Annotated in this window: 17 protein-coding genes, 2 tRNA genes and 2 pseudogenes; 8 read left to right on the forward strand and 13 right to left on the reverse strand. The window is 65.9% G+C overall.

From position 1 onward, the window contains the following. From clpP to QOC76_RS12305, 4 genes and pseudogenes are all read right to left on the reverse strand, one after another. Positions 1-84, reverse strand: a pseudogene (gene clpP / locus QOC76_RS12290) (ATP-dependent Clp protease proteolytic subunit); the annotation flags it as partial. Further along, positions 81-683 carry a ClpP family protease gene (locus QOC76_RS12295; RefSeq protein WP_526357124.1) on the reverse strand — a complete coding sequence of 201 codons (603 nt, stop codon included), beginning with the start codon at positions 681-683 and terminating at the stop codon, positions 81-83. The gene QOC76_RS12295 and the pseudogene clpP, both read right to left, overlap by 4 nt. 101 nt (positions 684-784) lie before the next feature. After that, positions 785-2,272, reverse strand: coding sequence for a trigger factor (gene tig, locus QOC76_RS12300; RefSeq protein WP_526357111.1), 1,488 nt, complete (start codon positions 2,270-2,272; stop codon positions 785-787). A gap of 47 nt (positions 2,273-2,319) precedes the next feature. Further along, positions 2,320-2,396 (reverse strand) — tRNA-Pro (locus tag QOC76_RS12305). Positions 2,397-2,488: 92 nt separating this feature from the next. Here QOC76_RS12305 and QOC76_RS12310 point away from each other — a divergent pair. Beyond that, positions 2,489-2,562 (forward strand) — tRNA-Gly (locus QOC76_RS12310). A gap of 363 nt (positions 2,563-2,925) precedes the next feature. Continuing rightward, positions 2,926-3,438, forward strand: a complete 513-nt coding sequence (locus QOC76_RS12315; protein WP_526357112.1) for a hypothetical protein — start codon at positions 2,926-2,928, stop codon at positions 3,436-3,438. A 332-nt stretch (positions 3,439-3,770) separates the two neighbouring features. Here QOC76_RS12315 and QOC76_RS12320 read toward each other — a convergent pair whose 3' ends face one another. Continuing rightward, complete coding sequence (locus QOC76_RS12320) at positions 3,771-4,202, reverse strand: hypothetical protein (protein WP_526357113.1); 432 nt, start codon at positions 4,200-4,202, stop codon at positions 3,771-3,773. Between the two features lie 355 nt (positions 4,203-4,557). On the opposite strand from QOC76_RS12320, the gene QOC76_RS12325 reads away from it, so the two are divergent. Both QOC76_RS12325 and QOC76_RS12330 read left to right on the forward strand, forming a co-directional pair. After that, entirely contained in the window at positions 4,558-5,748 is a 1,191-nt protein-coding gene (locus QOC76_RS12325; protein WP_526357125.1) for a serine hydrolase domain-containing protein, read from the forward strand. A gap of 44 nt (positions 5,749-5,792) precedes the next feature. Next, positions 5,793-6,623 (forward strand): DUF1542 domain-containing protein, encoded by an 831-nt coding sequence (locus tag QOC76_RS12330; protein ID WP_526357114.1) that lies wholly within the window; start codon positions 5,793-5,795, stop codon positions 6,621-6,623. Between the two features lie 75 nt (positions 6,624-6,698). Here the strand turns inward: QOC76_RS12330 and QOC76_RS12335 are convergent. The 4 genes and pseudogenes from QOC76_RS12335 to QOC76_RS12350 form a co-directional block, all read right to left on the reverse strand. Next, positions 6,699-7,490 (reverse strand): annotated as a pseudogene (locus tag QOC76_RS12335) (cation:proton antiporter domain-containing protein); the annotation flags it as partial. A gap of 57 nt (positions 7,491-7,547) precedes the next feature. Beyond that, positions 7,548-8,342, reverse strand: a complete 795-nt coding sequence (locus QOC76_RS12340; RefSeq protein ID WP_526357115.1) for an Fpg/Nei family DNA glycosylase — start codon at positions 8,340-8,342, stop codon at positions 7,548-7,550. 3 nt (positions 8,343-8,345) lie between these two features. After that, positions 8,346-8,825 (reverse strand): ribose-5-phosphate isomerase, encoded by a 480-nt coding sequence (locus QOC76_RS12345; protein ID WP_526357126.1) that lies wholly within the window; start codon positions 8,823-8,825, stop codon positions 8,346-8,348. 116 nt (positions 8,826-8,941) lie between these two features. Then, positions 8,942-9,550 (reverse strand): mycothiol-dependent nitroreductase Rv2466c family protein, encoded by a 609-nt coding sequence (locus tag QOC76_RS12350; RefSeq protein ID WP_526357116.1) that lies wholly within the window; start codon positions 9,548-9,550, stop codon positions 8,942-8,944. Positions 9,551-9,725: 175 nt separating this feature from the next. On the opposite strand from QOC76_RS12350, the gene QOC76_RS12355 reads away from it, so the two are divergent. Together QOC76_RS12355 and pepN are read left to right on the forward strand one after the other, a co-directional pair. After that, positions 9,726-10,091, forward strand: coding sequence for a DUF732 domain-containing protein (locus QOC76_RS12355; protein WP_526357127.1), 366 nt, complete (start codon positions 9,726-9,728; stop codon positions 10,089-10,091). 37 nt (positions 10,092-10,128) lie between these two features. Continuing rightward, the gene (pepN, locus tag QOC76_RS12360) at positions 10,129-12,711 is read left to right on the forward strand and encodes an aminopeptidase N (protein ID WP_526357117.1); all 2,583 of its coding nucleotides are present in this window, start codon (positions 10,129-10,131) and stop codon (positions 12,709-12,711) included. 144 nt (positions 12,712-12,855) lie between these two features. On the opposite strand, the gene QOC76_RS12365 is transcribed toward pepN, so the two are convergent. From QOC76_RS12365 to QOC76_RS12375, 3 genes are read right to left on the reverse strand one after another with little or no spacing between them, the layout of a single operon-like run. Then, complete coding sequence (locus tag QOC76_RS12365) at positions 12,856-13,323, reverse strand: DUF5130 family protein (RefSeq protein WP_526357118.1); 468 nt, start codon at positions 13,321-13,323, stop codon at positions 12,856-12,858. Continuing rightward, positions 13,310-13,546 (reverse strand): aa3-type cytochrome oxidase subunit CtaJ, encoded by a 237-nt coding sequence (ctaJ, locus tag QOC76_RS12370; protein WP_526357119.1) that lies wholly within the window; start codon positions 13,544-13,546, stop codon positions 13,310-13,312. The genes QOC76_RS12365 and ctaJ overlap by 14 nt, the downstream gene beginning before the upstream one ends. A 25-nt stretch (positions 13,547-13,571) precedes the next feature. Further along, positions 13,572-14,213: an HNH endonuclease signature motif containing protein gene (locus QOC76_RS12375; protein ID WP_526357120.1), complete on the reverse strand. Its 642-nt coding sequence runs from the start codon at positions 14,211-14,213 to the stop codon at positions 13,572-13,574. A gap of 131 nt (positions 14,214-14,344) precedes the next feature. On the opposite strand from QOC76_RS12375, the gene QOC76_RS12380 reads away from it, so the two are divergent. Both QOC76_RS12380 and QOC76_RS12385 read left to right on the forward strand, forming a co-directional pair. Further along, complete coding sequence (locus tag QOC76_RS12380) at positions 14,345-14,749, forward strand: globin (RefSeq protein ID WP_526357121.1); 405 nt, start codon at positions 14,345-14,347, stop codon at positions 14,747-14,749. A 118-nt stretch (positions 14,750-14,867) separates the two neighbouring features. Continuing rightward, entirely contained in the window at positions 14,868-16,454 is a 1,587-nt protein-coding gene (locus tag QOC76_RS12385; RefSeq protein WP_526357122.1) for a glycoside hydrolase family 13 protein, read from the forward strand. A 77-nt stretch (positions 16,455-16,531) separates the two neighbouring features. Here QOC76_RS12385 and QOC76_RS12390 read toward each other — a convergent pair. Next, a partial coding sequence (locus QOC76_RS12390) for a DUF8185 domain-containing protein (protein WP_526357123.1) occupies positions 16,532-16,876 on the reverse strand: 345 nt, incomplete at its 5' end.

Genomic DNA, 16,876 nt, shown 5'->3' on the forward strand with positions numbered 1-16,876 from the left:
GTTGGACTCCTTGACGCCGAAGCTGGAGTGTTCGATGAACGACGGCAGGATGTAGCGGGCCTGCGGTTGGATGTCGGGGTTCATTTGTCTAGTCCTGCTCCCGGTCCTGAGCCGTTGATATTGGCGCTGGTGATGATGTGGTCGACGAAGCCGTACTCGAGGGCTTCCGGTGCGGTGAACCAGCGGTCGCGGTCGGAGTCGGCCTCGATGCGCTCGAGGGTCTGTCCGGTGAACTCCGCGTTCAACCGGAACATCTCCCTCTTGATGACCGCGAACTGCTCGGCCTGAATCGCGATGTCCGCCGCGCCACCGGTGATGCCGCCGAGCGGCTGGTGCATCAGGATCCGGGCGTGCGGCAACGCGTAGCGCTTGCCCTTGGTGCCCGCCGCCAGCAGGAACTCACCCATCGAGGCGGCCATGCCCATTGCGTAGGTCGCCACGTCACACGGCGCCAGCACCATCGTGTCGTAGACGGCCATACCGGCGCTGATCGAGCCGCCCGGCGAGTTGATGTAGAGGTGGATGTCCTTTGTGGGGTCTTCCGCCGACAGCAGCAGTATCTGTGCGCACAGCTTGTTCGCGATGTCGTCGTCGACCTGTGACCCCAGGAAGATGATGCGCTCGGCGAGCAAGCGCTCATAGACGGAGTCGACGAGGTTGAACCCTGCGCCGTTCGAACGCATGTCAGTCACGACTTGTTACCTCTTTCTTCATTGCTTCTCACCGACACTAACCAAACTGCGCGGCGGCGCACTCCCTGACAGGCGCGCGTTCGCTCAGAGCGTCACTTCGTGTCGTCGGACGCCTCGTCGTCGACGGGATCGGTCTCGGCGTTGTCGGTTTCTGCGTCGGCGTCGGCGGGCTCGGCTGGCTCGGCGTCGGCGTTGCCGGCGGCTGCGGCTTGACCCTGGGCGGCGATCTGAGCGGCGGCTTCGGCCGCGTCCGTGGTCGCGGGCGGCCCGAAGAACTCGTCGGTGTCGATCACGTTGCCGTCGGTGTCGGTGACGGTGGCGCCGTGCACGACGGCGGCGACGGCCAGGCCGCGACGGACGTCGGCGAACATCACCGGCAGCTGGTTGTTCTCCTGGAGGTATTGCAGGAGCTGCTGGGGCTCGAGGCCGTACTGCCGTGACATCAGCACGAGGCGCTCGGTGAGGTCGTTCTGGCCGACCTGGACGTCGAGCTGATCGGCGATGGCGTCCATCACGAGCTGGGTCTTGACGGCGCGTTCGGCGTTGGTCTTGTTGTCGTTGTCGAACTCTTCGCGGCTGCTGCCCTGGGCCTCCAGCGCCGTGGCGAATGCATCCTCGTCGTGGTCGAGGCCGTGGATGGCGTTGTGGACGGCGTCGTCGATCTGCGCCTGAACGATCTTCTCGGGCAGCGGCACCTCGATCTGGTCGAGCAGCGTCTCGAGGGCCTTGTCGCGGATCTGCTCGGCCTGCTGGACCCGCTTGACGCGCTCGACCTGCTCTTTGAGGCTGGCCTTGAGTTCGTCGATGGTGTCGAATTCGCTTGCGAGCTGGGCGAATTCGTCGTCGGGCTCGGGCAGCTCGCGTTCCTTGACGGAGTTGACGGTGACGGTCACCTGAGCTTCCTCGCCGGCGTGCTCGCCTGCGGCGAGCGTGGTGGCGAAGACCTTGGTCTCCCCCGCCTTGAGGCCGACGATCGCTTCGTCGAGGCCGTCGATGAGCTGGCCGGAGCCGACCTCGTGGGACAGGCCCTCGGTCTTGGCGTCGGGCACGTCGCGGCCGTCGACGGAAGCGGACAGGTCGATGGAGACGAAGTCGCCGTCTTCAGCGGCGCGCTCGACGCCGGTGAGGGTGCCGAAGCGGGCACGGAGATTCTGAAGCTCGGAGTCGACGTCCTCGTCGGACACCTCGATGGCGCCGACCTCGATCTTGAGCGCTTCGAGATCGGGGATGGCGATATCGGGACGGATGTCGACCTCGGCGGTGAAGACGAGTTCCTCGTTGTCTTCGAGCTTGGTGATCTCGATGTCGGGCTGGCCGAGCGGGCGGACCTCGGTGGTGGTGACGGCCTCGCTGTAGCGGCTGGGCAGGGCGTCGTTGACGACCTGCTGAAGGACGGCGCCGCGACCGATGCGGGCCTCGAGTAGCTTGCGGGGCGCCTTGCCGGGGCGGAAACCGGGCAGACGGACCTGCTGCGCGAGCTGGGCGAAGGCCCGGTCGAAGTCGGGCTCCAGCTCGGTGAAGGGCACCTCCACATTGATGCGAACCCGGGTGGGGCTCAACTGCTCGACGGTGCTCTTCACGTCTGGTGCTCCTCAGTAGATCTCGGTAACGGCTCGGGTAGTGCTTCTGGTCGGGGTGACAGGATTTGAACCTGCGGCCTTCCGCTCCCAAAGCGGATGCGCTACCAAGCTGCGCTACACCCCGCGAACCACCGCAGATACTACGGCCCAGGCACGCCGAACCTTTAATTGGATTTGGTTGGATAGCCGCCGGTACAGTGTGGTGCTGCTGTACACGCGGGCGTAGCTCAATGGTAGAGCCCTAGTCTTCCAAACTAGCTACGCGGGTTCGATTCCCGTCGCCCGCTCCAATGCCTTAGTGGCTGGGAGCTGCAGCAAGTCGCCTGCCGGTTGTTACCCGACGCTTGGCGATGCTCCCTGTCACCACGGCGAAAGCATAGGGAAACGCCGTATATCTCCGCCGCGCGCCTGCAACTAGCGTCTCCAACCAGGTCGGCACCTTCCCGCGAGGTCCCACAGCAACCTAATAAGGAGAGTTAGATGTCCCCATCAGCTGAGGCGGCGCTTCGCCGGATACGTCCCGTTTCGCCGCTGGTGCGACGACGCTGATCGCGTGTGCGGGCCTGTTCGCCGCACCGGCCGCTCACGCCGATCCACTCGACAACCTGCGCGGCGCCGTCAACGGCACTCGCGGGCAGTCGACCTGCCCGGCATTGGCGTACAACGGACAGCTCGAAGCCGCCGCGCAGAAATGGGTCAGAACGGCGGAAGCCCTCGGAAGCATCAACGCCCCCAACTTTGATCTTCAGGTGGACGAAGCCGGCTACAAGGGCGCCGCGGAGGGTTCCATCGCTTCCGGCGATCCCACCGCCGACGCGACCAACCGCATGAAAGGGAGTGGGAGCGATAGCATCAGAAATTGCTCGCTGACGGAGTTTGGCGTGGGCATGGCCAGGGACGAGGTCATCGAGACCAGTAACGTCGCAGTCGTATTCGGCACGCCACGGGCTCCGAAGCCCGCACCGGCACCTGCCCAGGCCCCCGAGCAGCCGAAGATTGCGACGGTGGTCGGCGGAGACGCCGATATCTTCAACATCGCCCACAACGAGGTGCCAGACCCCACCAACGGCATACGTGGTGTGAAGGTCGGCAGTCTGCAGAACGGCCAACAGGTCACGCTGGCGCTCGGCGGTCCTGCAAACCAAACGACTGGTGCAAGATCGTGATGCCCGACGACCCACAACACTTCGGGTTTGTGTTCGGCCAGCTTTCGTACTGAGGACAGCGCCAGCCGACGCTCCAACTGGACCTGCGCAATCGCTGCCGCACACCGGTTCGACGGCTCGCGCGTAGCGTGCTGTCCAACCTCGCCGATCTGCCATTGACCGAGAAGCAGAACACCACTGTGCTCGTCGACCTCTCGTGCCGGATCACTGAAATCAGCCGTCACACAGGGGCGTCCGAAAGGTGCCCCGTCGTTTCCGCCTAATCGACAGACCTCCGCGGGCGTATCCGAATCAATGGCCGGGTTGCACGAATTCCACCCGACCATTGCAGACTAAGCCGGGGTCAGCGTGGCCGGAGAAGTGATCACAACGCCCACACAATGATTGTTCATCTCTTTTGTTCCCTGCAGCGTCGTTGCATCGAGGGACGTGACGGTTGTTACGTCCGGGCCCTCGCCGCAATGCATCAAGGTGGTGTCCTGCGTCATTTCCCATCTGCCGTTGACCAAGTGCAAATCACCGCCGTTGGCCCCTGGGAGGTTGGGGGCGCCGGGGATGCTCACATGAGCGCAGCCCGCGCCGCACGAGGTGACAACCCATTGGGTCGTCCGAACCTGCGGGTTCGCTATCGTGGGTCCCCCGCTCGAGGTGGACTGAGTGTCGTCGACGGTCAATGTGTAAGTCCCGTTCAATTCGGCATCTGCAGCGGCCAGTCCGGCCGGTCCGACGGCAATGCCCGCTGTAGCGGCGATCGCCGCGGACACAGCACCAAGGATTCTCTTCATTGCTTTCCCTCCGTTTGAGCAATTTTCGAGTTCCCGCGAAAAGTATCAAGTTTGCTGGCGTCAGGGCTGCCGTTTTCGATTCAAATTTCAAGCCTGAGTGCTCCTGGCCGCGGGCTGTGGAGGATGCCACGATGTCGTTGCCCGTCGGTATTAGCGCAAACGCACTGCCGACTGTGCCGACGCGGTGCCGTCGCAGTCGTCACCATTAGCATCTCTGCCGAATCGCAATCGAACCGCAACCGACTCTCAGCCTCGGACTGACAGCCTTAACAGGCTGCGCCCATACGGTCGGCGCTTCAGGCCATCCTTGGCCGTCGTCGTCAGGAGGCTCGTGATCGACCATTCGCGAGTCACCGTCAACGGCTCCTGCTTCCCCGACTTCGCGCGCGTCCGTGACGCTTTCGAAACCAACTTCCGCGATCGCAACGAGGTCGGCGCTGCCATCGCCGTCTGGGTCGACGGCGAACTCGCCGTCGACCTCTGGGGCGGCAACGCCGACGCAGTGGGCAAACGAAGATGGCGACACGACACCCTCGCCAGCATCTTCTCCGGCTCAAAAGCATTGACTAGCACCTGCGTTCACCTCCTCGCCGATCGCGGAGAACTCGACCTGAACGACCCCGTCGCCGACTACTGGCCCGAATTCGCCCAAGCCGGAAAGCAAGACATCACCCTCGCTACCGTGATGGGTCATCGCTCCGGCGTCATCGGCCCTCGCACCCGCCTCACACCCGAGGAGACCCTCGACTGGGACGTCGTCTGCGACCGCATCGCCAAGGCCGAACCCTGGTGGCAGCCCGGCACCGCGCAGGGCTACCACATGGTCAGCTTCGGCTTTATCCTCGGCGAGATCGTCCGCCGGGTCACCGGCCGCACTCTCGGCGAATACCTCCGCAAAGAAATCGCCGAGCCGCTCGGCATCGACGTCCACATCGGCCTGCCCGCCGCCGAGCATCACCGCTGCGCCGACATGGTCAACAAGCCCCACATCCGCGACGTCCTCGCGACAGGCAGCGCACCGGGAGACCCGACCACCCTCGAAGAGCACCCGTTGGCGGCATTCTCCATCGCGATGGGCTTCATCCCCGACGACGAACTCGGCTCCAGCGATATCACCGCTTGGCGCACAGCAGAATTCCCCGCCACCAACGCTCACGTGTCGGCCCGCGGCCTCGCCACCTTCTACAACGCGCTCGCCCAAGGCAAGCTGCTTACCAACGAGCACATGGAGAAATGCCGAATCTCGCAGGGCGGCTTCGACACCGACTTCGTCCTCGGTCCACGCGTCGCCGACCACGGCTGGGGCCTTGGCTACATGCTCAACCAACGCGGGATGAACGGCCCCAACACCAAGATCTTCGGCCACGGCGGCTCGGGCGGGAGCTTCGGTTTCGTCGATCTCGAACACCGCGTCGGCTACGCCTACGTCATGAACAACTTCGACGCCACCAAGTGCAACGCCGACCCCCGTAGCGTCGCACTCTCCAACGAGGTCTACTCCGCTCTGGGCGTAACCCGCGATTAGTTCAGGGCCCCGAAACCGCAATTTCCTGTGAGTACGCTGGTCACATGAACGGCGTCTTGCTGGTCCTCATCATTCTGGTCGTCGCTGCGATCGGCCTGGCTGTCTGGAGCGCGTCGCGCAATTCAGCCAGCCGAAACGCCGCCTCCCTGGCCGACGCCAAGGCCGACGCCCGCAGAGCCATCGACCGGCTCGGCGGTCAGGTCATCAACCTGACCGGCACCGACGACGCGTCCAAGCAGGCCCTCGCCGACGCTTCTGAGCGCTTCAACGCCGCCGGCGCGCAAATCGAACAGGCCACCACCGCGAAGCAGGCGCTGCTCGCCAAGGAAAGCGCCAACGAAGGGCTCTACTACGTGCGCGCCGCCCGCACCGCGATGGGCATGGACCCCGGGCCTGAGCTCGAGTCGCTGTCCGGCCAGAAGTCGGCGGGCGTCGTCACCGAGGACCGGCGCGTCAACTTCGATGGCCGCGACATCGAAGCCTCACCAAACCCGACCGAGCGCACCCCGAACTACTACCCCGGCGGTCGCGTCGCGGGCCGCCCGGTTCCGGCCGGCTGGTACTCCGAGCCGTGGTGGAAACCGGCACTCATCGCGGGCGCGTGGGGGCTGGGCTCGGTGCTGCTGTTCGACGCGATGTTCTCGGGCATGAACGGCGTGGACTACGGCGCCCAAGGCTTCGAAAACGGTTACGGCGACGGTTATTCCGACGGATTCGGTGCCGGCCAGGACGCCGGATACGACGGCGGCGGCGATACGGGTGGCGGCGACGGCGGCGGCTGGGGTGGCGACAGCTGGGGCGGTGGCGACAGCGGTGGCTGGGGCGGCGGCGACTTCGGCGGCGGCGACTTCGGTGGAGACTTCGGCGGCTTCTGACTATCTCTCGCGAGCAGACGCAAACTCGCACGGCCCGGCGCAATTTCGTGCGAGTTTACGTCTGCTCGGCGAAAGTTAGAACCGGCTCTCCAGGCGCGCTGACACACCGGCCTCCTGCAGGTCCAGCCGTTCCAGCATGCCGCGCACCGCTTCATCCTCGATGCCACCCTCATCGCGTTCCGCGATCAATGCCTCCCGCTGCGCGGCCAAGACGTCGCGATACAAAGCCGCGAACACTTCGGATCGCTTCGTGTGCGCATCGGGATCGGGCATTTCGTCGGCGTCCTGCGAATGCCGTGCGACGACGGCGCGGATCTCGGCGAGCACGCGTGGGTCCATTCCCTGCGGCGGGTTCGCCCGGAATTGCGCCAGCACCTCGTCGGCCGCATCGTGCACCACGCGTTCGGCCTTGAGTTCCTCCTCGCGGTCGGCGGCATAATCGTCGCTGAACCTCGATAGGTGCAGACGCCGAATCAGCAGCGGCAGCGTCCAGCCCTGAACCAACAACGTCCCGACGCTCACCACGAACGCCACCGCCTGAATGGTCGCGCGTTCGGGGAACGGCTGGCCGGACACCGTCGTCGCCGGAATTGCCGCTGCCGCAGCCAAAGTCACCACACCGCGCATTCCCGTCCACGACACCACGATGTTCTCCTGCCAGCTCAACGGCCGACGGTCGATCCGCGAACGCCACTTGCCCGCCGACTTGGCCCGCCGTCGGGTGCCCAGCGCCCCGCGGCCGCCACTCGCCGGAATCGGCACGCTGAGCCGGCTTTCGACGTGGGACGACAACTTGTTCCTACCGAACATGAAGAACACCGACAACGGCCGGATCACCAGCACGATCAACAGCACACAAGGCCGCGCGCCGTCGATCAGCCGACCGGCGCCGCAGTGACGGCCGGCGCATGAGGCAGGGGCCGCCTACGTCTGGTCGGTCGGGCACCAGAACAGATTGCGGCCTTCGAGCACGGCAGTGCGCACCTCCGTGCCGCAAATCCGACATGGCTCGCCGGCGCGCCGGTACACGTAGGTCCGCGGACGCCCGGGCAGGTACGACGGCAGGCCGTGGTCGTCCTCGCGGTCGACCGTGATGATCTTGCCGCGCCGCAGCCCCACCTTCATCAGCTCGACGAGATCGGCCCACATCGCGTCGAATTCGTCCTCGCCGATGTTCACACCGAACCGGTACGGGTCGATGCGATGACGAAACAGCAGCTCGTTGCGATACACGTTGCCGACGCCCGCGATCACCGTCTGGTCCATCAGCAGTGCGCCGATCGGCCTGCGAGACTTGCTGATTCGCGCCCATGCCAACGAACCGTCGGCGTCGCGCCGCAACGGGTCCGGGCCGAGTCGCGCAATCACATCATCGACGTCGGGTTCCTCGATCACTTCGCACACCGTCGGCCCGCGCAGGTCGGTGCCGAAGTCCGTCCCGATCATCCGCATCCGCACCTGTCCCACCGGCAGCGGCATCGGCAGCTCGACTTCGCTGAACTTGCCGTAGAGCCCGAGGTGCACGTGCACGATGCGGCCGCCCTCATAGTGGTGGAACAGATGCTTGCCCCAGGCGCTGGCCTTCTTCAGCACCCGGCCGTTGACGGCGGCGGCCCCGTCGGCGAAGCGGCCCTGCGGGCTGGAGACGATGACGGGCGCGCGTCCGAACTTTCGCTGGTGGAGCCGAGCCAGTCGATGAAGCGTGTGGCCTTCGGGCATCCGTCAGGCCGGCGCGCCGGGCACGCTCGGCGGCACGTGCGTCTCCTCGTACTTCTTCAGGATTTCGATACGACGCTGGTGCCGCTCGGCTCCCGACCACGGGGTCGACAGGAATGCGTCGACCATCTCCAGCGCCTCCGGCACGGTGTGCATGCGCGCGCCAATGCCGATCAGCTGCGCCTTGTTGTGCTCGCGGGCCAACGAGGCTGTCTCGGTGCTCCACGCCAGCCCGCAGCGAGCGCCCGGCACCTTGTTGGCGGCGATCTGCTCGCCGTTGCCGGAGCCGCCGATGACGATGCCGAGGCTCTCGTTGTCGCCGACGGTCTTCAGTGCCGTGGCGATGCAGAACGCAGGGTAGTCGTCCTCGGCGTCATAGGTGTAGGCGCCGCAGTCGATGGGCTCGTGCCCGGTCTTCTTGAGGTGCTCGATGATCTCGTTCTTGAGTTCGAAGCCCGCGTGGTCAGAGCCCAGGTAGACGCGCATGGCGGTCATTCTGGCAGAGCCTGCAGAAACCCCTTCGCCCAAACCAACGTTTGGGCGAGGAAGTGCGAGATGGGCTCGCCATTTCGTCGATCTCGGCGGAACCCGCCGCCTAACGCTCAGTCGAACTCGGGCGCCTCTGTGCGGGTCCGCTTCAGTTCCCAGAAGTGCGGATACGACGCGAAGGTCACCGACGCGTCCCACAGCTTGCCCGCTTCCTCGCCGCGCGGGATCCTCGACAGCACCGGACCGAAGAACGCGACGCCGTTGACGTGGATCGTCGGCGTGCCCACGTCCTCCCCGACTGGGTCCATGCCCTCGTGGTGACTCTTGCGTAGGGCCTCGTCGTACTTGTCGGTGTCGGCAGCCTCCGCCAACTCAGCCGGCAGCCCGACTTCCGCCAGCGACTCCTTGATGACGACGTCAAAGTCCTTGTTGTCCTGGTTGTGGATGCGTGTGCCCATCGCGGTGTACAGCGGCGCCAGGATCTCCGAACCCTTGGCCTGCTCGGCGGCGATCGCCACCCGCACCGGCTTCCATGCCTTCTTCATCATTTCGAGGTATTGCTCGGGCAGGTCACGTCCCTCGTTCAGCACCGCGAGGCTCATCACGTGAAATTTCACGTCGATATCGCGCACCTTCTCCACTTCGAGAATCCATCGCGACGTGATCCAGCACCACGGGCACAGCGGGTCGAACCAAAAATCGGCGGCGGACTTCTCGGGCATGGACGGGTTCCTCTCGGTCGGGTGTCGTGGAACAAAACTCAGTCACCTCAACCATGCGCCGCGCGAGGCTGTTCCAAACCTTTATTGAAGCGTGTTGTCAATGTGACCTAGGTGCACCACTGTTACACAAGTGACACGAATCAATCGAGCCAGCGCAGGGGCCGTCACGGCCACCATGATCGCAACCGGCATCGCGCTCGCTGCGCCTGCATCCGCCGACCCTGTCGACCCCAACGGCGACGCATTCCTGTCCGCAATCAACCGTGCCGGTATCGGCTACGCGGACAACAACCCCGACCTCACCGCACAACTGGGCCAGCAAGTGTGCCCGATGCTGGTCGAACCGGGTAAGTCGTTCGCCCAGGTCGCGACCTCCGTCGCCGACAACGGCATCAGCCCCGGCATGGCGTCGTTCTTCACCGGCATCGCGATCTCGATGTACTGCCCGCAGATGATGGGGTCGATCGGCAATGGGACGTTCCTGAACACCCTGCAAGGCCTTCAAGGAATGCCGGGCGTTCCGCAGGTGCCGGGCTTCTAATCTGCCTCCTCGCGAGCGGGACCACTAAGTTGGACGTGTGGTTCTTCCCAATCTGACTCGCGACCAAGCCATCGAACGAGCGGCGCTCGTCACCGTCGACCGCTACGGCGTAGACCTCGACCTGACCGATGGCGCAGGGGCGCCAGGCGAGAAGATGTTCCGGTCCATTACGACCGTGGAGTTCAGCGCACTTCCCGGCGCTGACACCTACATCGACATCGCAGCCGACAGCGTGCAGCGCGCCACCCTCAACGGCATCGACCTCGACGTCTCCGGGTACGACGAATCCACCGGTATCGCACTGCAAGGCCTGCAGGAGCGCAACACCCTCGTCGTCGACGCGTTGTGCCTGTACTCGAACACCGGCGAGGGCCTGCACCGCTTCGTCGACCCGGTCGACAACGAGGTCTACCTCTACTCGCAGTTCGAAACCGCCGATGCGAAAAGGATGTTCGCGTGTTTCGACCAGCCCGACCTGAAGGCGACATTTGACATCAAGGTCACCGCACCCGCGCACTGGGAGGTGGTGTCCAACGGCGCCCCCGCTGACGTCCAGGTCGCCGGTGGCGCCAAGACTTTGACCTTCGCGACGACGCCCAAAATGAGCACCTACCTCGTCGCGCTGATCGCCGGGCCGTACGCCGTCTGGCGAGACGCCTACACCGACGAGCACGGCGAGATCCCGCTGGGCCTGTACTGCCGGAAGTCGCTGGCCGAGTACATGGACGCCGACCGGCTGTTCACCGAGACCAAGCAGGGCTTCGACTTCTACCACCGCAATTTCGGTGAGCCGTACGCGTTCGGCAAGTACGACCAGCTCTTCGTGCCCGAGTTCAATGCAGGCGCAATGGAAAACGCAGGAGCCGTAACGTTTTTGGAGGACTACGTCTTCCGCAGCAAGGTCACCCGCGCGTCCTACGAGCGTCGCGCCGAAACAGTGCTGCACGAGATGGCGCACATGTGGTTCGGCGATCTGGTGACCATGAAGTGGTGGGACGACCTGTGGCTCAACGAGTCGTTCGCGACGTTCGCATCGGTGCTGTGCCAGGCCGAAGCCACCGAGTACAAAGAGGCGTGGACGACGTTCGCCAATGCCGAGAAGTCGTGGGCCTACCGGCAGGACCAGTTGCCGTCGACGCATCCCGTAGCCGCCGACATTCCAGATCTCGCCGCCGTCGAGGTGAACTTCGACGGCATCACCTACGCCAAGGGCGCCAGCGTGCTCAAGCAGTTGGTCGCCTACGTCGGACTCGAGGCGTTCCTTGCCGGGCTGCGCGACTACTTCCGCGACCACGCCTTCGACAACGCCACCTTCGGCGATCTGCTTGGCGCGCTGGAGAAGTCGTCGGGACGCGACCTGTCGCACTGGGGCAGGCAGTGGCTCAAGACCACCGGGCTGAATACGCTGCGCGCCGACTTCGACGTCGATGGCGACGGCAAGTTCAGCCGCTTCGCGATCAGCCAGAGCGGCGCGCAGCCCGGTGCCGGCGAAACCCGCGTGCACCGGCTCGCCGTCGGGATCTACGACGACGACGGCTCCGGCAAGCTGGTCCGGGTACACCGCGAAGAGCTCGACATCGAGGGCGACTCCACCGAAGTGCCTGCCCTCCAAGGTGTTCCGCGCGGCAAGCTGATCATGGTCAATGACGATGACCTGACCTACTGCTCACTGCGGCTAGACCCGGACTCGTTGGAGACCGTGCTGACGCGCATCGCCGACATCGCCGAACCGCTCCCCCGCACCCTGGCCTGGTCCGCGGCATGGGAGATGACGCGCGAGGCCGAGCTGAAGGCCCGCGACTTCGTCGCCTTGGTCAAGGCGGGTGTGCACGCCGAGACCGAGGTCGGTGTCGCCCAACGGCTGCTGCTTCAGGCGCAGACCGCGCTGCGTTCCTACGCCGACCCGGACTGGGCCTGCTCGGACGGCTGGCCGGCGTTCGCCGACCGGCTGCTCGAACTCGCCCGCGGCGCTGAGCCCGGCTCGGACCACCAGCTGGCCTACGTCAACGCGCTGTGCACATCGGTGCTCGCTCTGCGGCATGTCGCCGTGCTGGCCGCGCTGCTCGACACCGATCCCGCCGAGCACGGCCTGCCCGGGCTCGACATCGACACCGATCTGCGGTGGCGCATCGTCACCGCGCTGTGCGCGGCGGGTGACATCGACGGCGAAAGCCAGGCAACGCCTTTCATCGATGCCGAAGCCGAACGCGATCCCACCGCGGCGGGCAAGCGCAACGCCGCTCGCGCCGCAGCAGCACGTCCGCAGATCGTCGTGAAGAACACCGCGTGGCAGCTCGTCATGGAGGACGACACACTGCCCAACATCGTCGGGCGCGCGATCATCGACGGCTTCGTGCAGCCCGGTCAGCAGGCGCTGCTGCAGCCCTTCACGGCGAAGTACTTCGAGGCCATCCTCGGCGTGTGGCAGCGGCGCTCCAGCGAGGTAGCGCAGACGGTCGTCGTCGGTCTGTACCCGTCGTGGGACATCAGCGAGGACGCGTTGGCCGCCGCCGACCGGTTCCTGAGCGGCGAGATGCAGCCGTCGCTGCGACGGCTGGTTGTCGAAGGCCGCGCGGGCGTCGAACGCGCGCTGCGGGCTCGGGCTTTCGATATCGCCTAGCTCGCCATTACCGCGAGCTAGGGACAGCGCCGTCAAGAACACTGACAGACTGCGCACGCTCGCGACCGACGACCGTGCGCGGATGATGACCCGTGCCCGGCGTGTCGCGCGCAAACACGCGCGCTCGCGGTGCCGGGGGAACGATCAGGCCGGCGAGACGCCGGCGCTCATCACCTTGATCGCGCTGACGAGGCCGGCGATCAGGTTGCCGTAATTGAACGACGCCGCGGCGGCCTTCACACCGAGTGGAGCGGACTCCTCGATGCCTCGGCCCTGCAACTCCGAGCCGTAGACGACCTCGATGGCCTTCTGGTTCGGCGAAACGGCGAGCAACACAGCGTTGTTCGGCGTCGGCACCTCGGCAAGGACAGCGCGCGCGGTCGCGGCGGTGTCGGCGCCCAGGTCGCCGATGTACACCGCGAAACGGGCCTTCGCCCGACGCGACCCGAACTTCAGCGCGTCATCGATCCGCACCAGGTCCTTGACCGGGAACGGATAGGTGATCGACAACTCGCCGGGCTCGGTGACGCCGGAGATTCGTCCGCTGGTCGTAACGACCCAGCCGCGGGGCAGATCGGCCGGCTCGCGCGTCGCGACCTCACCACTTGCCACTGGCGCCGCCTCCAATCGTCAACGGATGCGCATGCCCATGCGACTCGGGCTCGTCTGCAGCCCACAGGATCGGCGCATGCGTCCACTCGGTGTCGGACATCTTGTAGGCGGCCGGGTGCGGGCCCTTGCGGTTCTTGCCGACGCCCCAGATGAGCAGGACCAAGACCAACAAGACTGCCAGCGGCACCCCGCCTAGTAGCGAATGTGCAAGTGCGGTGCTCACGCGCAAACCCTATCGCGGCGACCCGCTAGGCCGCGCCCTCACCCAGGTATCGCATCCATGCGGGATCGAGTTCCTTCACCGTCGACAGCAGCCGCCAGTGCTGACCCTTGGGCCGCGTCGGGGTCGAGCGCAGCGTCCAGCCCAGCTCAGCCAGCAGCCGGTCGGCCTTGCGATGGTTGCACGTCGAGCAGGCGGCCACACAGTTCTCCCAGGTGTGGTCGCCGCCGCGGCTACGGGGCACCACGTGGTCGACGGTGTCGGCCTTGCTGCCGCAGTAGGCACAGCGGAACCGGTCGCGGTGCATGAGCGCGGCCCGGGTCATCGGGACGCGCGCCCGGTAGGGCACCCGCACGTAGGAACGGAGCCGGATCACCGACGGCACGGCCACCGACCGGGAGGCCGAGTGGATCACCGGCCCGGACGGGTCGGCGTGTACGACGTCGGCCTTGCCGCAAATCAGCATGACCACGGCCCTGCGCATCGGCAGGGCCGTCAGGGGTTCGTATGTCGAGTTCAGGAGCAATACCCGGCGACGGCCCCAGATCGAACCGTCGCGAGCGGGAGGGTGCGTTTCGACGCTGTGCAGCAGCGTCGGGGTGGGCGCGGCCCCGGATAAGCCCGCCGCGACCCCGGAATGCCGGTGGCCGTGGCCCTTGCGATGCGCCATTCGTCCTCCGACCGACAGTTCATCACGGATTGGGGTCTACCGCATAACAAATTCATTCGTGTCGGCTGGTCAGCAGGGTGAACTTCGCATGACATCACCGGCAGGCACATCGGTTTGGGCGAGTTGGGACAATGGGTAACGTGACACAGTCCCAGCGGTCCTTCTACGACGAAGTCGGTGGCCACGACACCTTCAATGCCATCGTGTCGCGGTTCTACAAGCTGGTCCGCGAGGACGAGATCCTGCGTCCGCTGTACCCCGAGGACGATCTCGACGCCGCCGAGGTGCGGCTGCGGATGTTCCTCGAGCAGTACTGGGGAGGCCCGCGCACCTACTCCGATCAGCGCGGCCATCCACGGCTGCGGATGCGACACAGCCCGTTCAAGATCGGTTTCATCGAGCGCGACGCCTGGCTGCGGTGCATGCACACCGCCGTGGCATCGATCGACTCGCAGACCCTCGACGACGAGCACCGCCAGCAGCTGCTGGCCTATCTGGAGATGGCAGCCCACTCGATGGTCAACTCGCCGTTCTGACGTGCTGTGAAGCCGACTCCTGGACACACGTCACGGCGCGTCCGCTTACCCACCGGGACGCGCACCCTACGCAGCTCGGCGAGCAGCGGGTCGGCTCGCGACGATTACGCTCATGCTGGTGCCCGTGATTGACGAGACCGCCCGGCCGTGGTGGTCGCATGCGGTGTTCTACCAGGTGTATCCGCGCTCGTTCTGTGACGCGAACGGCGACGGCATCGGCGATCTCGACGGCGTCGCATCGCGGCTGGACTACCTCGAGACGCTGGGCGTCGACGCGATCTGGCTGAACCCGGTGATGGTGTCGCCGATGGCCGACCACGGCTACGACGTGTCCGATCCGCGCGACGTCGACGCGCTGTTCGGCGGGATGGCCGCGCTCGACCGCCTGATCGAGGCCTCCCACGCCCGAGGCATCAAGGTGACGATGGACCTGGTGCCCAACCACACCAGCTCGGCGCATCCGTGGTTTCAGGCCGCGCTGGCCGCGGGCCCCGGCACCGACGCCCGCCAGCGCTACATCTTCCGCGACGGCACCGGGCCTGACGGCATCCACCCGCCGAACAACTGGGTGTCGATCTTCGGCGGACCCGCGTGGACCCGTGTCACCGAAGCAGACGGCAATCTCGGGCAGTGGTATCTGCATCTGTTCGACGCCGAGCAGCCCGATCTCAACTGGGAGAACCGCGAGGTCTACGACGACCTCGAGAAGACGCTGCGGTTCTGGCTCGAACGCGGTGTCGACGGCTTCCGTATCGACGTCGCGCACGGCATGGCCAAGCCGCCGGGCCTGCCCGACATGGAGGTCGTCGAGGCCGAGGTGATGCTCGCCGATATGGACGACGACCCTCGGTTCAACCATGACGGTGTGCACGAGATCCACCGCCACATTCGCACGGTGCTCAACGATTACCCGCAGGCCGTCGCCATCGGTGAGGTGTGGGTGTACGACAACGAGCAGTTCGCCCGGTACCTGCGCGCCGACGAATTGCACCTGGGCTTCAACTTTCGGCTGTTGCGGGCGGAGTTCGACGCCGCGGACATCCGCGGTGCCGTCGAGAACTCGTTGGCGGCCGCGGCGATCGAGAAGGCGACGCCGACGTGGACGCTGTCCAACCACGACGTCGACCGCGATGTCACCCGGTACGGCGGCGGCGACCTCGGCTTGGCGCGCGCGTGGGCGATGGCGCTGTTGATGCTGGCGCTGCCGGGTGCGGTGTTCATCTACAACGGCGAGGAACTCGGCCTGGCCAATGTGGAACTTCCCGATGAGGCGCTGCGCGATCCGGTGTGGGAGCGCTCCGGGCACACCCGACGCGGCCGCGACGCGTCGCGGGTGCCGATCCCGTGGGAGGGCGACGCTCCGCCGTTCGGATTCTCGACGAACCCCGACACCTGGCTGCCGTTGCCGAAGGAGTGGTCGTCGCTGACGGTCGAAAAGCAGCTGAAGGATCCGGGGTCGACGCTGTCGTTCTACCGCGAGGCGCTGCGATTGCGTTTCAGCCGAGGCGAATTCGACGGCACCGCGATCGAATGGCTGGACTCACCGGCCGACACGCTGGTGTATCGAGTCGTCGACGGCGGTCTGGTGTGCGCGCTGAACGCCGGGTCGGAACCCCTTGCACTGCCTGCGGGTGAGGTGCTGCTCGCTAGCGCTGAGGTGGTCGACGGTGAGCTGCCGCCAAACGCCACCGCCTGGCTGGTCTAGTTTCTCTGGCGAACAGACGCAAACTCGCACAAATATGCGCGGAAGAATGCGAGTTTGCGTCTGCTCGCGGAGGGAAGTCAGCGCAGGACTACGGCCGGGTCGCCGCGGCGGCGGTACACCGAGCCGAAGCGGGCGTCGATCCGCAGCCACGCGGGCAGCGCACGCACTCGCACGATCTCATCGGCAGCCACCGTCTCCGGGTCCAGACTCTCGCCCCGACCGGCAGCCGTTGCCTGCGGTAAGAAACCCATTGCGGTCAAGGCGAACACACATCGCATCGGAATGTCGACGTCGCCGCAGTCGGAGCTGACGGCGAGCACTTCCTGGTCGAGCAGCGACACCGGCGGCCCGTGTTCGCTGCCGTGCTCCTTCGCGAGCGCTACTCCCCGCTGCGCCAGCTCGAGGACCACCCGCGCCGGGAC

The sequence above is a fragment of the Mycobacterium sp. genome (assembly GCF_032159565.1).
GTDB lineage: Bacteria > Actinomycetota > Actinomycetes > Mycobacteriales > Mycobacteriaceae > Mycobacterium.